Origin of the sequence: Nonomuraea sp. LPB2021202275-12-8 (assembly GCF_037044575.1) — a bacterium.
In the GTDB taxonomy this organism is placed as follows: Bacteria; Actinomycetota; Actinomycetes; order Streptosporangiales; family Streptosporangiaceae; genus Nonomuraea.
The window spans coordinates 17712-32050 of sequence record NZ_JBAHWD010000058.1 but is presented as its reverse complement, the minus strand read 5'-3'; the positions used below and the strand labels follow the sequence as shown (position 1 = coordinate 32050).

Annotated in this window: 15 protein-coding genes; 8 read left to right on the top strand and 7 right to left on the bottom strand. The window is 72.7% G+C overall.

Annotated elements, in window-relative coordinates; all coding sequences use genetic code 11:
- From V5E28_RS46720 to V5E28_RS46710, 3 genes are all read right to left on the bottom strand, one after another.
- Positions 1 to 2506: ATP-dependent Clp protease ATP-binding subunit (locus tag V5E28_RS46720; RefSeq protein WP_336216767.1), on the bottom strand; the 2506-nt coding region annotated here is incomplete at its 3' end.
- A gap of 77 nt (positions 2507 to 2583) precedes the next feature.
- Positions 2584 to 3618 (bottom strand): aldo/keto reductase, encoded by a 1035-nt coding sequence (locus V5E28_RS46715; protein WP_336216766.1) that lies wholly within the window; start codon positions 3616 to 3618, stop codon positions 2584 to 2586.
- Between the two features lie 4 nt (positions 3619 to 3622).
- The gene (locus V5E28_RS46710; protein WP_336216765.1) at positions 3623 to 4264 is read right to left on the bottom strand and encodes an SDR family oxidoreductase; all 642 of its coding nucleotides are present in this window, start codon (positions 4262 to 4264) and stop codon (positions 3623 to 3625) included.
- A gap of 23 nt (positions 4265 to 4287) precedes the next feature.
- Here V5E28_RS46710 and V5E28_RS46705 point away from each other — a divergent pair, with 23 nt between their 5' ends.
- On the top strand, positions 4288 to 4980 hold the full coding sequence (locus V5E28_RS46705) for an HAD family hydrolase (RefSeq protein WP_336216764.1): 693 nt from the start codon (positions 4288 to 4290) through the stop codon (positions 4978 to 4980).
- Positions 4981 to 5040: 60 nt separating this feature from the next.
- Positions 5041 to 6468: an NADP-dependent phosphogluconate dehydrogenase gene (gene gndA, locus V5E28_RS46700; protein WP_336216763.1), complete on the top strand. Its 1428-nt coding sequence runs from the start codon at positions 5041 to 5043 to the stop codon at positions 6466 to 6468.
- Between the two features lie 9 nt (positions 6469 to 6477).
- Here the strand turns inward: gndA and V5E28_RS46695 are convergent, their stop codons facing one another.
- On the bottom strand, positions 6478 to 7260 hold the full coding sequence (locus V5E28_RS46695) for an acyl-CoA thioesterase domain-containing protein (protein WP_336216762.1): 783 nt from the start codon (positions 7258 to 7260) through the stop codon (positions 6478 to 6480).
- Here V5E28_RS46695 and V5E28_RS46690 point away from each other — a divergent pair.
- The 4 genes from V5E28_RS46690 (at position 7241) to V5E28_RS46675 (ending at position 9666) form a co-directional block, all read left to right on the top strand.
- Positions 7241 to 7954 (top strand): phosphotransferase, encoded by a 714-nt coding sequence (locus tag V5E28_RS46690; RefSeq protein WP_336216761.1) that lies wholly within the window; start codon positions 7241 to 7243, stop codon positions 7952 to 7954. The genes V5E28_RS46695 and V5E28_RS46690 overlap by 20 nt on opposite strands.
- A 91-nt stretch (positions 7955 to 8045) precedes the next feature.
- On the top strand, positions 8046 to 8585 hold the full coding sequence (locus V5E28_RS46685) for an AraC family transcriptional regulator (protein WP_336216760.1): 540 nt from the start codon (positions 8046 to 8048) through the stop codon (positions 8583 to 8585).
- Positions 8586 to 8658: 73 nt separating this feature from the next.
- Positions 8659 to 9090, top strand: coding sequence for a type II toxin-antitoxin system PemK/MazF family toxin (locus V5E28_RS46680; protein ID WP_336216759.1), 432 nt, complete (start codon positions 8659 to 8661; stop codon positions 9088 to 9090).
- A gap of 42 nt (positions 9091 to 9132) precedes the next feature.
- Positions 9133 to 9666 (top strand): hypothetical protein, encoded by a 534-nt coding sequence (locus V5E28_RS46675; protein WP_336216758.1) that lies wholly within the window; start codon positions 9133 to 9135, stop codon positions 9664 to 9666.
- A 15-nt stretch (positions 9667 to 9681) separates the two neighbouring features.
- Here V5E28_RS46675 and V5E28_RS46670 read toward each other — a convergent pair whose 3' ends face one another.
- Genes V5E28_RS46670 through V5E28_RS46660 form a run of 3 tightly spaced genes read right to left on the bottom strand, consistent with a single transcriptional unit; the run spans position 9682 to position 12116 of the window.
- A complete protein-coding gene (locus V5E28_RS46670; RefSeq protein WP_336216757.1) occupies positions 9682 to 10059 on the bottom strand; it encodes a cupin domain-containing protein in 378 nt (125 codons plus the stop codon).
- Positions 10060 to 10089: 30 nt separating this feature from the next.
- Positions 10090 to 10911: a phosphoenolpyruvate hydrolase family protein gene (locus tag V5E28_RS46665; RefSeq protein WP_336216756.1), complete on the bottom strand. Its 822-nt coding sequence runs from the start codon at positions 10909 to 10911 to the stop codon at positions 10090 to 10092.
- Positions 10908 to 12116 (bottom strand): Tm-1-like ATP-binding domain-containing protein, encoded by a 1209-nt coding sequence (locus V5E28_RS46660; protein WP_336216755.1) that lies wholly within the window; start codon positions 12114 to 12116, stop codon positions 10908 to 10910. Before V5E28_RS46660 ends, V5E28_RS46665 begins: the two co-directional genes overlap by 4 nt.
- Positions 12117 to 12150: 34 nt before the next feature.
- On the opposite strand from V5E28_RS46660, the gene V5E28_RS46655 reads away from it, so the two are divergent.
- Together V5E28_RS46655 and V5E28_RS46650 are read left to right on the top strand one after the other, a co-directional pair.
- Positions 12151 to 13437, top strand: coding sequence for an NAD(P)/FAD-dependent oxidoreductase (locus V5E28_RS46655; protein ID WP_336216754.1), 1287 nt, complete (start codon positions 12151 to 12153; stop codon positions 13435 to 13437).
- A 39-nt stretch (positions 13438 to 13476) separates the two neighbouring features.
- On the top strand, positions 13477 to 14223 hold the full coding sequence (locus V5E28_RS46650; protein WP_336216753.1) for a DUF3152 domain-containing protein: 747 nt from the start codon (positions 13477 to 13479) through the stop codon (positions 14221 to 14223).
- Positions 14224 to 14339: the final 116 nt, after the last annotated feature.

The following is a 14339-nucleotide window of genomic DNA, read 5'->3' as shown; positions in this document are numbered from 1 at the left end:
CGGGCTCGGGGTTGTGGGCTCTGAGCCTGAGCTCGTCGCCCTCCACGTCCACGGTCACCCGTCCGCCCTCGTCGACCTCTCCGGTCAGCAGCATCGTCGACAGGCGGTTGTCCAGCTCGCGCTGGATGGTGCGGCGCAGCGGGCGGGCGCCGAACTCCGGCTGGAAGCCCCGTCTCGCCAGCCAGTCCTTGGCGGCGTCGGACACCTCGAGCTCCACGGCCTGGCCGCGCAGCCGCTGCCTGGTCTTCTCCAGCAGCAGGTCGACGATCTGGCGGAGCTGCTCCTGCTCCAGGCGCTCGAACACGATGGTCTCGTCGATGCGGTTGAGCAGCTCGGGGCGCAGCGAGTGGCGCAGCATGTCCATGATCTGCTCGCGCGGCAGGTCACCGGACGCCTCCAGGATCATCTGGGCGCCGATGTTGCTGGTCATGATGACGATCGTGTTGGTGAAGTCGACGGTGCGGCCCTGGCCGTCGGTGAGGCGGCCGTCGTCGAGCATCTGCAGCAGGATGTTCATCACGTCCGGGTGCGCCTTCTCGATCTCGTCGAGCAGGACCACACCGTGCGGGCGGCGGCGGACGGCCTCGGTGAGCTGCCCGGCCTCCTCGTAGCCGACGTAGCCGGGAGGCGCGCCGATGAGCCGGGAGACGGTGTGCCGTTCCTGGAACTCGCTCATGTCGATGCGGACCATGTGGTCCTCACCGCCGAACAGCGCCCCGGCGAGCGCCCTGGCCAGCTCGGTCTTGCCGACGCCGGTGGGGCCGAGGAACAGGAAGCTGCCGATCGGCCGGTTCGGGTCCGACAGGCCGGAGCGGGCCCTGCGCACCGCCTCGGCGATGGCGGTGACCGCCTCGTCCTGGCCGATCACCCGCTCGTGCAGGAGCTGCTCCAGCCGCATCAGCCGCTCGCGCTCCTGCTGGGTGAGCTGGGTGACGGGGATGCCGGTGCGGCGGGAGACGACTTCGGCGATGTCCTCCACCATGACCTGCGGCACCTCGTGGTGGCCCTGCTTGGCCCGGTCCAGCTCCGGCCGGACCTTGTCGATCATGGTGGAGACCTCCTTGGCCCGGTCGAAGTCGTCGGCGGAGACCGCCTGGTCCTTCTCGCGGCGCAGCGATTCGAGGCGCTCCTCCAGCTCGCGCACGTCGGCGGCGGGTGTGCGGGAGCGCAGCCGCACCCGGGCGGAGGTCTGGTCCATCAGGTCGATGGCCTTGTCCGGCAGGAAGCGGTCGGCGATGTAGCGGGCCGACAGGGTGGCCGCGGCGTCCAGCGCCTCGTCGGTGATGCGCACCTGGTGGTGGGCCTCGTAGGCGTCCCGCAGCCCGGCGAGGATCTCGACCGTCTCCTCGATGGTCGGCTCGGAGACCAGGATCGGCTGGAAGCGGCGTTCCAGCGCGGCGTCCTTCTCGATGTTCTTGCGGTACTCGTCGATGGTGGTGGCGGCGATGACGTGCAGCTCCCCGCGGGCCAGCGCGGGCTTGAGAATGTTGGCGGCGTCCATGCCGCCCTCGGCGGAGCCGGCGCCGACCAGGGTGTGCACCTCGTCGATGAACACGATGGTCTCGTCGGCGTGCGCGATCACCTCGTCGATGACCTTCTTGATGCGCTCCTCGAACTCGCCCCGGTACTTCGTGCCCGCCACCATCCCGGTCAGGTCGAGGGCGATCACCCGCCGGTCCTTGAGCGTGTCGGGGACGCTGCTGTTGACGATGCGCTGGGCGATCCCCTCGACGATGGCGGTCTTGCCGACGCCGGGCTCGCCGATGAGCACCGGGTTGTTCTTGGTTCGGCGCGACAGCACCTCGATGGACTGCTCGATCTCGTCCTCGCGGCCGACGACCGGGTCGAGCCGGCCCTGCCTGGCCTCCTCGGTCAGGTCCCTGCCGTACTCGTCCAGCGACGGGGTGTCGCTGGAGCGCCGCGCCTGCCCATGCCCCTGTCCCTGTCCGCCTGCGCCGGAGGGCCCGGCCGTCATGGCCTGTTGCACCTCGTTGGCGGAGATGCCCTGCTCCTGCAGGAGGCGGGCGGCGCTGGACTCCGGATTGGCGGCCACGGAGAGCAACAGGTGCTCGGGGCCGATGTAGGACGACTGCATGGCCCGGGCGATGCGCTGGGCGTCCAGGATGGCCCGCTTGGCGGCCGGGGAGAACGTGGTGGGCGGCTCGGCGGCCTGGCCGGCCCCGGCGAGCGCGTGGACGCGGTCGCGCAGCCTGCCGATGTCCGCTCCCGCCAGCCGCAGCAGTTCGCGGGTGGGTTCGGCCTCGGTCAGCGCGTCGAGCATGTCGAGCACGTCAAGGTCCTCGGCGCCGCGCCGGCCGGCCCTCTCCAGCGCGCCGGACAGCACCTCCCTCGCCGAGGCGCTCAGCAGCTTGCCGACGTCGACCCGTTGCACGCTGGGCCGGGCCGGCGGCCAGGCGTCCATACCGCCGAACACCCGCCCGGTCAGCTCCTCGAATCCTCTGAACGGGTCTCTACCGAAGAATGACCCGAACGGCATGTCCGACATTTCCGTCCCCTCTCGCGCGCGCCTCAGGGACCTGTTGCCGGGCATGCCGCAAGACATGGCCAGTGGACGGCAAAAATCTACGGACGCCTGCGCAGCCCCGCGTCGGCCAGCTCGGGAGGCTGCCAGCCGGCGTCGCCCGGGTTGATGGTGAGGCCGGGCGCCACGATCGCGTCGATCCTGTCGAGCACGTCGTCGCCGAGGCGGACGTCCGCGGCGGTGAGCTGGCTCTCCAGATGGTCCATGGTGCGCGGCCCGATGATGGCCGAGGTGACCGCCGGATGCCTGATCGTGAAGGCCAGGGCGAGCTCGATGAGGGTGTGCCCGGCCTCCTCCGCGAGCACGGCGAGCTGCTCGACGGCCTCCAGCTTGCGCTGGTTGGCCTCCAGCTTGAGGTCGTAGCGGTCGGGCAGCAGGCCCGCTCGCCGGCTTTCCGGGACCTCCCGGTCCTTGCGGTAACGGCCGGTCAGCCAGCCGCCCGCGAGCGGGCTCCACACGATGGCGCCCATCCCGTACGCGTGCACCACCGGCAGCACGTCGGCCTCGATGCCGCGGGCGAGCAGGGAGTAAGGGGGCTGCTCGCAGACGAAGCGTTCGAGGCCGCGCCGTTCGGCCGCCCATTGGCCCTCGACGATCTGGTGGGCCGGGAAGGTGGAGCTGCCGAGGTAGCGGACCTTGCCCTGGCGGACCAGGTCGGTGAGGGCGCCGAGCGTCTCGTCGACGTCGGTGCCGGGGTCGGGGCGGTGGATCTGGTAGAGGTCGATCCAGTCGGTGCCGAGGCGGCGCAGGCTGTCCTCGACGGCCTGGAAGATCCAGCGCCGGGAGTTGCCCCGCCGGTTGGGGCCCTCGCCCATGGCGCCGTGGCACTTGGTGGCGAGGACGACCTCGTCGCGCTTGCCGGATCTGGCGAGGGCCTGGCCGACGAACTCCTCCGACTGGCCCTGGGAGTAGACGTCGGCGGTGTCGATGAAGTTGATGCCCGAGTCGAGCGCCCGGTCGATGATCCGGGCCGACTCCTCAGGTGATTGCTCTCCCCACCAGCCGAACATCATCGCGCCGAGGCAGAGAGGGCTGACGTTGAGACCGGTGCGTCCGAGTACGCGATATTCCGTCACGCATTCACTCTGTCGCAAGGATCTCGATGATGGGCGTGTCGCCGGTGACGAGTTCGAAGGTCCGGTGCCCGGCGGCCGGCGCCTGGAGCAGCGCCGCGACGACGGCGGCGACGTCGTCGCGCGGCACCGAGCCGGGCGGCACCTCGGGCGCCAGCCGCACCAGCCCGATTCCCGGCTCGTCGGTGAGCCGGCCCGGCCGCAGGATCGTCCAGTCCAGGTCGCGGCGGCGCAGGTCCTCCTCGGCCTCGGTCTTCGCCCTGAGGTAGGCGGCCCACACCTCGTCGGAGCCCGGCTTCGGCGGCTTGCCCGCGCCCATCGTGGAGATCTGGACGAACATCCGCACGCCCGCCCGCTCCGCCGCGTCGGCCAGCAGGACGGAGGCTCCCCTGTCCACGGTGTCCTTGCGGGCGACGCCGCTGCCCGGGCCGGCGCCCGCGGCGAAGACCACGGCGTCGGCGCCGCGCAGGATCCCGGCGACCTCCTCGACGCTCGCCTTCTCCAGGTCGCAGAGCACGGCCTCGGCTCCGGTCGCCTCGACGTCGGCCAGATGAGCGGGGTTGCGCACCAGGCCCACCGCGCTGGATCCGAGCAGCCTCTCCAGCCGCAGCCCGATCTTGCCGTGCCCGCCCGCGATGATGATCCTCATGCCGGTCATGGTGTCATGGAGGCATGTACGACTTCCCTGAGGCGCCGACTCCGGCGTTTCTCTTCGACCTCGACGGCACCTTGATCGACAGTGTCTACCAGCATGTCATCGCCTGGCGGCAGGCGCTGTCGGGGTTGGGCATCGACCTGTCCGTGTGGCGCATCCACCGGCGGATCGGGATGAGCGGCGGCCTGTTCGTGACCGCGCTGCTGCGTGAGACCGGGCTGAAGCTGACCCAGGGGCAGATCGACGAGTTGCAGACGACGCACGCCGAGGCCTACGAGCGGCAGGCCGCCTCGGTCAGGCCGCTGCCCGGCTCGGTGGAGCTGCTGACCGAGCTGACCTCGCGCGGAGTGCCGTGGGCGATCGCGACCAGCGGCTACCGGCGGACGGCCCGGCTGGCGCTGGGCATGCTGGGCCTGCCGGACGACGCGCCGATGGTGACCCGTGACATGGTGCGCCGGGCCAAGCCCGACCCGGACCTGTTCCTCGCCGGCGCCGCCCTGCTGCGGGTGAACCCGGCGCACGCCATGGTGGTGGGCGACAGCGTCTGGGACCTGCTCGCCGCACGCCGGGCCGGCGCGCTGGGCATCGGGCTGCTGTCCGGTGGGTACGGCAGGGACGAGCTCGAACGGGCCGGCGCGTTCAGGGTCTACGCCGACCCCGCCGACATGCTGGACCGGCTCGACGAGCTGGGCGTCCGCCAGAGCGACTGACTGGAATATCCGGCCGAACCGTCAGGCTGGATCATGCGTATCCCTCACAGAGGAGCTGAAATGGACTTGGCAGATATCGGCGTCACCGGCCTGGCGACCATGGGCCGCAACCTGGCGCGCAACCTGGCCAGGCACGGCCACGCGGTGGCCGTGCACAACCGGTCGGAGAGCCGTACGAAGCAGCTGGTGCAGGAGTTCGGCGACGAGGGGACGTTCCTGCCGTCGCAGGAGATGGCCGACTTCGTGGCCTCGCTGAAGCGCCCCCGGCGGGCGATCATCATGGTGAAGGCCGGCGCGGGCACCGACGCGGTGATCGACGAGCTCGCGGCGCTGATGGAGCCGGGCGACATGATCGTCGACGGCGGCAACGCGCATTTCGCCGACACCAGGCGGCGCGAGGCGGCGCTGCGTGAGAAGGGCATCCACTTCGTCGGCACCGGCATCTCCGGCGGCGAGGAGGGCGCGCTCATCGGCCCGAGCATCATGCCGGGCGGTTCGAAGGAGTCGTGGGAGGCGCTCGGCCCGATCCTCCAGGACATCTCGGCCAAGGTGGACGGCGTGCCGTGCGCGGTGCACGTGGGCCCCGACGGCGCCGGTCACTTCGTGAAGATGGTGCACAACGGGATCGAATACTCCGACATGCAGCTCATCGCGGAGGCGTACGACCTGCTCCGTCAGGCGCTCGGCGCCTCGCCCGCCGAGCTGGCGGAGGTGTTCAGGCAGTGGAACGAGGGTGAGCTCGACTCCTACCTGATCGAGATCACCGCCCAGGTGCTCGACCAGGTCGACGCCGAGACCGGCAAGCCGTTCGTGGACGTCGTGGTGGACCGGGCCGAGCAGAAGGGCACCGGCCGCTGGACCGTGCAGAGCGCGCTGGAGCTGGGCGTGCCGGTGACGGGGATCGCCGAGGCGGTGTTCGCCCGGGCGCTGTCGGGTCACCCGGAGCAGCGGGAGGCCGCCAGGCCGTTGCAGGGGCCGGCGCTGACCGGCACCGGCGGCAAGGAGCTGGTCGAGGACGTGCGGCAGGCGCTGTACGCGTCCAAGATCGTCGCCTACGCGCAGGGCTTCGACCAGATGGCGGCCGCGTCCAAGGAGTACGACTGGGACGTGGACCTGGGCGCGATGGCCACCATCTGGCGGGGCGGCTGCATCATCAGGGCGAAGTTCCTCGACCGGATCCGGACCGCCTACGACGCCGACCCGAACCTGCCGACGCTGTTGGCCGACCCGACGTTCGCGGACGCGCTCAACCTGGCGCAGGACGCCTGGCGCCGGGTGGTGACGACGGCCGTGCAGATCGGGGTGCCGACGCCCGGCTTCTCCTCGGCGCTCGCCTACTACGACGGGCTGCGGCGCGACCGGCTGCCCGCCGCGCTGGTGCAGGGGCTGCGCGACTACTTCGGCGCGCACACCTACCTGCGGGTGGACAAGGAGGGCGCGTTCCACACCGACTGGTCGGGTGACCGCACCGAGCGTCCGGCGTCCTGACCCGGCGGATCAGCCTCTGGCCGGAGGCCTGTTGATGGCGGTCGGGTTGGCGATGGCGGTCACCACGCAGTAGCCGACGGGTCCGGCCGCGTCGTGCACGGTGCACTGCCCCGCCGCGACGCCTTCGGCGCTGAGGTGCCCGGTGGCGTCCATGCCGATCACCTCGCCCTCCGGCAGGCGGGCCAGGGTGAGGGTGTAGTCGGCGTTGATGAACTGCAGGCCGCCGCTGTCCATGCCGCTGAGCGGGCTGGCGAAGTCGGCGGCCAGCGCCGCCCGCACGAACGGGGAGACGTCCTCTCCGTCGACGAGCGGGCGGTTCTCCCGCATCCAGACCCGCCTGCGGCCCCGCTCTCCCCACTCCGTCAGCCGCCACAGGTCGAACGGCGGCGTCCAGGCCCCGTCGGCCGGGGGTGGCCCGTCGGGCGGGCTCTCGTCCCACGCGGGGGTGACCAGCCGGTCGCCGCCGGGCTGCTCGCCCTTCCTGAGCAGTACGGCGCCGGCCCGGCCGATCACACCCTGCTCGGTGCGGATCGTGGCGTCGGCCACCCTGATCCTGCGGCCGTCCCTGACCAGCTCCGTGTCCACCGTGATCGGCAGCATCGGGCTGTTGCGGAACAGGTCGACGGTGAGCCTGGCGAACTGCATGCCCGGATCGCCGTACACCTCCTCGAGGGCGCGGGCGGCGAGCCCGCCGAGCAGGCGGCCGTGGAGCATGTCCGGGGACCAGGGGCTACGGGCGTGCGGGGCGGGGGCGAACTCCGCCCCGGTCCACGTGAAGAACGCTGACGTCACAGAATCAGATTCTAGAGCAGAGCCGGTCCCCCAGCAGACGCAGCCGATCGCGCAGCTCCGGTGGTTCGAGCACCTCGAAGCCGACGTCGAGCATGGCCACGAAGACGGCGAGGTGGCCGGCGGCTGGACCGCGTCCGAGTTCCTCGAGGGCGAGCCGGCGCCGGCCGGCCGGTGGGCCTCGCTCATGGCGGTCGGCAGGGCCTTCCACGAAGCACTGCGGGAGGTGCCCAGGCCGGACCTGCTCGACCGGCGCAACCACCCGTGGGCCGTCGCCGACCGCGTCGCCTGGGCGGACGCCGCCCCCTCCCTGCCGGGCGAGGCCGGGCGGGCGCTGGCGGCGCTGCTGGAGCTGAGAGGGCCCGTCGAGGCCCCCGACCAGCTCATCCACGGCGACCTGACCGGGAACGTGCTCTTCCACCCAGGCCAGCGCCCGGCCGTGATCGACTTCTCGCCCTACTGGCGGCCGGCGCGGTACGCGGAGGCCATCGTCACCGCCGACGCGCTCCTGTATCACGGGGCCGGGCCCGAGCTCGCCGGCGGCGGCGAGGACGTGCCGCTGCTGGTGCGGGCCCTGATCTTCCGGCTGGTCGCGCTGTGCATCCTGACGGGCCGCGACGGAGCCCTCCCCGAGGGGGAGCCGGCGCGCTTCGCCGGCGTCACCGCGCTCGTACGGACACGGGCGGGCGAGAGGTGAGCCGCGTTTCCGGCGGCTGCCGTGGCCGGTCCCCGGCCCGGTCGCGGCCGCCCTCGCGAGATTGTCGTACCCGGGGCGTAGCGTGCGGCGCATGCGTTCGGCCGTACGACTGGGCGCCGGGTCCGGTTTCGCCCTGGACGCGGTGACCTGCCTCGACGACCATCCGCGGCGGTCGCCGCCCGAAGTGAGCTCCGCCCACCGGATGGTCCTGGTCCGGCGCGTCCTGTCCGCCGCCCGGGCCGGCGCCCCGGCGTTCGAGCTCGCCGAGGCGCTGCTGCCGCTCATCTCCACCACGCTGAGCCAGGTGGCCGTCACCGCCACTCCCGCCTCCCCCCGGCGATCCGCGAGCCGTTCGCCGGCCATCGTGGACGCCGCCCGCGAGGCCATCGCCTCCGGCCATCCCGCGGCCGACGGCCTCGTGCCACTCGCCGACCTCCTGGCCGTGTCCCCCTACCAGCTCAGCAGGGCGTTCACCCACGAGCTCGGCGTCTCGCTGACGCACTACCGCAACCGGGTGCGGGTCGGCCGGGCCCTGGACCGCCTGGAGCAGGGCGAGCCCAGCCTCGCCACGCTGGCCGCCGAGCTCGGCTTCGCCGACCAGGTCCACCCGCACGACCACCGCAGGACCTGATCGCGTGTGCGGGACCGTGCGTGCGGGATCGTGCGCTGGCGTCCGCATGTCCGGGTTCCGTAGGATTCGACGCGTGCGTGATCTAGGTGAAGACCCCCGGCCGGCCAGAGGCGCGGTGCGTGAGGTTCGTTCGACCCGCCAGGCGGCGACGTTGTCCTACTCCCCCGACCTCGACGGGCTCGCCGACCCCGGTGAGATCGTGTGGGCCTGGGTGCCCTACGAGGAGGACCCGGCGCGTGGCAAGGACCGGCCGTTGCTCGTCGTGGGCCGCAGCGGGCGCGGGCTGCTGGGCATGATGCTGTCCAGCAGGGGTGACGACGGGCCCGACTGGCTGGAGATCGGCGCGTGGGGACGCGACGGGACGGTGTCCCACCTGCGGCTGGATCGCGTGTTCGTGCTGGACGAGGACGACATCCGGCGCGAGGGCGCCGTCCTGGACGCCGACCGGTTCGCGCGGGTGGCGGCTCGCCTGATGAAGCTCTACGGCTGGGCCGCCGGCCGCTGACTCCCCCTGGCGCGAGTGCGTGGCTCGTGTGATTGTCGGTCCATGGACGACCCGGCTCCGCGCGACGTGCGCCGCCGCGTGTGGACAGGGGTGGTCAGGCCGATTCCGGTGGCGCTGGTCAGCTCGGTCCTCGTCGTGTGGCTGACCGTGCTGGTAGTGCCGGGCATTCACGCCGATGGTCCGCCCTTGCGAGTGGCGCAGGCGATCGCCGTCTCGGCGCTCGTGTTCCTGATCTTCGCCATCGGCGGCCGGGCGCTCCTCCTGGTTTCGAGCCTGCGGCAGCGCGCCGCGGGCCCGAGCGGCCCCCACGGGACGGACGGCGATTCCGGGCGGGCGCCCAGGGAGCCGGCCTCGCTCCCCACCACGGCGATGGTCGTCATGCTCGGCACCATCCCGCTGGCCCTGTGGCTGTCCGAAGCGCTGTGCGCGGCGCTCGGACTTCCCCTGCGCATCGACGACCTGGGATCGCTCCTTGCCGGCTCGCTCGCCGTCGGCGTCGTCCGGCTGCTGATCGGCGCGGTGCTCAAGCTGGCGGTGATGGCCCGGCGGTCCCTAACCGCCGGGCCTCCCCTCTGATCGGCGCCCCCGGCGCTACGGCTGGTGCCAGTGCGGGACCTGGCCCGGCTCGTGCAGGCGATAGTCCGGGGCTCCTTCCAGGGCCTTCTCCTCGCCGCCCGGCGTGTAGGTGACGATCAGGCGGAGCGGGCGCCAGGTGGTGTTGTGCGTGGAGTGGAAGACGCCCATCGGGATGTGCACGGTGTCGCCCTCCCGGATGGGGAACGGCTCCGCGTCGTCGACCATCTGGCTGGCCTCCCCGGAGATCACGTAGATGATCTCTTCGGCGTCCGGGTGGTTGTGGCGGGCGTGGCCCTGGCCGGGGTTGACGATCACCTCTCCCAGGGTGCTGCCCGCGCCGGGGACGAGCGACGGGGTGACGAACCACTTGATCGAGCCCCAATCGAAGGTCATGGTCGACACCGTGTCCGGATTTATCAGCATCTAGAGCTCCAGGTTCTTGAAGGCCGCGACCTGCTCGGTGATCGCGCGTTCCGTGGGGAGGCGCTCCATCGACGAGGCGCCGAAGAAGCCGGCCACGCCCTTGGTGCGCGACAGGACGTGCTGGGCGTCGGCGGGCTCGGCGATGGGACCGCCGTGGCACAGGACGAGGATGTCGGGGCGGACCGCGGCCGCCGCGTCGCGCATCGCCTGGACCCTGGTGACTGCCTCGTCCAGGGTGAGCGCGGTGCCGGCGCCGATGCTGCCCTTGGTGGTCAGGCCCATGTGCGGGACGAGCACGTCGGCTCCGGCCTCGGCCATGGCGCGCGCCTGGTCCTCGTCGAACACGTACGGCGCGGTCACCATGTCCCGCTCGCGGGCGAGCCGCACCATCTCGACCTCGAGGTCGAAGCCCATGCCGGTCTCCTCGAGGTTCTGCCTGAAGACGCCGTCGTACAGGCCGACGGTCGGGAAGTTCTGGACGCCCGCGAAGCCCATCGCCTGGAGCTGGTCCAGGAAGCGCGGGATGACCCGGAACGGGTCGGTCCCGCACACCCCGGCCAGCACCGGGGTGTCCCGCACCACCGGCAGCACCTCCGAGGCCATCTCCACCACGATCTGGTTGGCGTCGCCGTAGGGCAGGAGCCCGGCCAGCGAGCCGCGGCCGGCCATCCGGTAGCGGCCCGAGTTGTAGATGATGATCAGGTCGACGCCGCCGCCCTCCGCGCACTTGGCCGAGAGGCCGGTGCCCGCGCCCGCGCCGATCACCGGCCTGCCTTCGGCGACGGTACGGCGGAGCCGATCGAGCACTGTCTGCCGGTTCACCGGCTGCCTCCTATCAGCTGGTGGAGCCGGTCGGCCATGGCGCGTCCGAACTCCGGGTCGTTGATGTGCAGGTCGAGCCGCTCGGTCGGGGGAAAGGCCGCCAGGGCGTCGAAGCAGGCCCGGTCCGCCTCGGGATCGTGGAAGGCCACGCCCTCGGCGTCGAGTGCGGACACCCCGCGCAGCGGGACGAACAGCGCGGCCGGCCCGGTAGCCCCGGCCAGCCTGGCGGCGACCCGGCGGCCCAGCTCGGCCATCTCCTCGCGGGTGGTGCGCATGAGGGTGACCGTCGGGTTGTGCACGTACAGGTCGCGGCCCTCGAACCGCTCCGGGACGGTCTCACGCGGCCCGAAGTTCACCATGTCGAGCGCTCCGGGCGCGACCACCTGCGGCACGCCGTGCCGTCCGGCCGCCGTCAGCCGGTCGGGGCCCGCCGACAGCACGCCGCCCACCAGGTCGTCGGCCAGCTCGGTGGTGGTCAGGTCGAGCACCCCGGCGAGCATCCCGCTCGCGGCGAGCCCTTCCATCGCCCGCCCGCCGGAGCCGGTGGCGTGGAACACCAGCACCTCGTAACCCAGCTCCTCCAGCCGCTCGCGGGCGGCGTCCACGGCCGGGGTCGTCACGCCGAACATGGACGCCCCGACGAGCGGCCGGTCCGACTCGTCCGCCCGCTGCTCCCGGTAGGCCGCCGCCATCCCCGCGGCCGCGGCAGCGGCGTTGCCGAGGATCGCCCGGGACAGCCGGTTGACGCCCGCGATGTCGACCACGCTGTACATCAGCGTGACGTCCGTGGCCCCCACGTACGGGGACACGTCCCCGGACGCCATGGTGGAGACGATCACCTTGGGCAGGCCGATGGGCAGGTCGCGGACGGCTCTGGCGGCGATCGACGAGCCGCCGCTGCCGCCCACGGCGAGCACGGCGTGCACCCGCCCGGCGGCGTGCAGCCCGGCCAGGACCGCCGCCGCCCCCTCGCCCATCGCCGTGACCGCGGCCCCCCGGTCTCCGGCCGCGCGCAACTCCTCCAGGTCGGCGCCCCCGGCGGCCGCGACCTGCCCGTTCGGAATGCCGACGGGATACGACACGCCCGGCTCGCCGGTGCCCGCGTCGATCACCAGCACGTCCTGTCCGAGCGCGATCAGCTTGTCACGCAGCCATCCGTACTCCTGTCCCTTGGTGTCGAGGGTGCCGATGAGTATGACCGTCATTCTCCGACGTTAACCCGGCTGCGATCATTGGGGCATGCGTGTTGCAGTGATCGGGAGCGGCATCGTCGGCGCGAGCGCCGCTCACCACCTGAGTGCCCGGGGCGTGTCCGTGACCGTGGTGGACGGGGCGTACAGCGGCCAGGCGACGCAGGCGGGCGCGGGCATCGTGTGCCCGTGGGTGGACCATTCGCACGACGAGGACTGGTATCGGCTGACCCGGGAGGGGGCCCGCCGCTATCCCGAGCTCGTCGAGGCTCTCGGCGAGGACATCGGCTACGCCAGGGTGGGGGCGCTCCTGGTCGCGGAGGAGCCGTCCGAGCTGGAGCCCGTGCGGGCCCTGCTGGCGCGCCGCTACGCGGAGGCGCCCGAGATGGGGGAGGTCACGGACGTGCCGGCGCCGTCGGCGCTCTTCCCGCCGCTGGCCGAGGACCTGGTGGCGCTGCACGTGGCCGGCGCCGCCCGGGTCGACGGCGGCGCGGTCAGGGACGCGCTCCTGGAGGCCGCCGTGCGTCAGGGCGCCGAGTTGCACACGGGGACGGCGACGGTCCTGCCGGGCGGGCAGGTGCTGGTGCGGGAGGTGCACGAGGCGGACGCGCGCGGCCGGGTTCTGTACGGTCAGCCGGGCGCGGCGAGCGGCGGGTCCTGGCGCCAGGGCGCGCCGCTCCCACCGGCAGCCGGGACGCGGGAGAGCGGCGCAGAAGGCCGGGCGGGCGTCGAAGGGCTGGAGGACGCCGAAGGCCGGCGGAGGCGCGCGGAGGAGAGCCCCGTTTACGGCGAACCGGTGACCGGGGCGGACTGGGTTCCGCTGGAGGCCGACGTGGTGATCGTGGCGGCGGGGGCCTGGACGGGCGAGGTGTGCCGGCCGCTCGGCGTGGAGCTGCCCGTCTTCCCCAGGCGCGGCCAGATCGTGCACGCCACCCTGGACGGCGTCGACACGGCCTGGTGGCCCATCGTGCTGCCCAGGAGCGGCCCGTACCTGCTGGGCTTTCCCGACTCCCGGGTGGTGGTGGGGGCGACGGTGGAGGACGTCGGGTTCGCGCCGCGCATCACGATGGGCGGGCTGGACGAGGTGCTCCAGGCGGGGCTGCGGATCGCGCCCGGCCTGCTCGGGGCGACGGTGACGGAGGTCAGGGTGGGCCTGCGGCCGGTGTACGCGCCGGGGCCGCCGCTCATCGGCCGCGTCGACGACCAGGTGGTGGTGGCGACGGGACTGAGCGCGTACGGCCTGACGGCGGGACCGTTCACCGGCCAGCTCGCCGCCGGCCTGGCCCTGGGCGAGGAGGCGCCCATCGACCTCACTCCCTACAGCCCCCCTGTCTGACGGCTCCGGCCGCTCTCCTATGATCGAATCCTCCCCGCCATGATCGGAGGGGAGGCGGCGTTGCGGCCGTTCGTACTGCTCGTCCTGATGCTGCTGGCCACGGCCTGCGGCGAGACGACGCCGGGAGTGCGCGGGGCCTCCCCCGCGCCGGAGCTCTCGCCGTACGGCAAGCCTCCAGCCAAGCAAGCGCCGCTCCCCGGCGGGGAGCGGGCAGCGCCGGGCGAGGCCGGTGCGCAGCCGATGCCGAGGGTGCCGCGTGCCGCGTCCGGCCGGTACGCGGTCGTGCCGGGAGGCGCGCCCGAAAGGCGGGGACGAGGCGCGGTGGTGCGTTACCTGGTGGAGGTGGAGCGGGGGCTGCCGTTCGACGGCCGCGCGTTCGCGGCCGAGGTGCACCGCACGCTGAACGATCCCCGCGGCTGGGCCCGCTTCCGGCGCGTCGCCCGTCCCCCGGTGCGGATCCGCGTGGCCCTGTCCAGCCCGCACCTGACCGACCGCAGGTGCCGGCCGTTGCGTACCGGCGGCGACCTGTCCTGCTGGAACGGCAGCCGCTCGGTCATCAACGCGCTCCGATGGGCCACGGGAGTCCCCCAGTACCGCGGCGACCTGGCCGCGTACCGCCAGTATCTGATCAGCCACGAGGTCGGCCACGGCCTCGGACACCACCACACCACCTGCCCGGGGCGCGGGCGGCCGGCTCCGGTGATGATGCAGCAGTCGAAGTCGCTGGGCGGCTGCCGGCCCAATCCGTGGCCGTTCCCCGAACGGGGCCAGAGGTCCGAGCGCTAGCGGGGGCGGCGCCGCGCCGGCCGGACGTGTCCCCGTCGCGCAACGCAGCGTGATCTATCGCGATATATCTTGGTAGTCGGGAACATCAGGGACATCGCGGTCAGTTGAGCACGATG

Coding starts and splice junctions, on each gene's coding strand:
- V5E28_RS46710 (WP_336216765.1), bottom strand. CDS start 4,264: ATGAGGATCATCATCGCGGGCGGGCACGGCAAGATCGGGCTGCGGCTG.
- V5E28_RS46705 (WP_336216764.1), top strand. CDS start 4,288: ATGTACGACTTCCCTGAGGCGCCGACTCCGGCGTTTCTCTTCGACCTC.
- gndA (WP_336216763.1), top strand. CDS start 5,041: ATGGACTTGGCAGATATCGGCGTCACCGGCCTGGCGACCATGGGCCGC.
- V5E28_RS46685 (WP_336216760.1), top strand. CDS start 8,046: ATGCGTTCGGCCGTACGACTGGGCGCCGGGTCCGGTTTCGCCCTGGAC.
- V5E28_RS46675 (WP_336216758.1), top strand. CDS start 9,133: ATGGACGACCCGGCTCCGCGCGACGTGCGCCGCCGCGTGTGGACAGGG.
- V5E28_RS46670 (WP_336216757.1), bottom strand. CDS start 10,059: ATGACCTTCGATTGGGGCTCGATCAAGTGGTTCGTCACCCCGTCGCTC.
- V5E28_RS46660 (WP_336216755.1), bottom strand. CDS start 12,116: ATGACGGTCATACTCATCGGCACCCTCGACACCAAGGGACAGGAGTAC.
- V5E28_RS46655 (WP_336216754.1), top strand. CDS start 12,151: ATGCGTGTTGCAGTGATCGGGAGCGGCATCGTCGGCGCGAGCGCCGCT.
- V5E28_RS46650 (WP_336216753.1), top strand. CDS start 13,477: ATGATCGGAGGGGAGGCGGCGTTGCGGCCGTTCGTACTGCTCGTCCTG.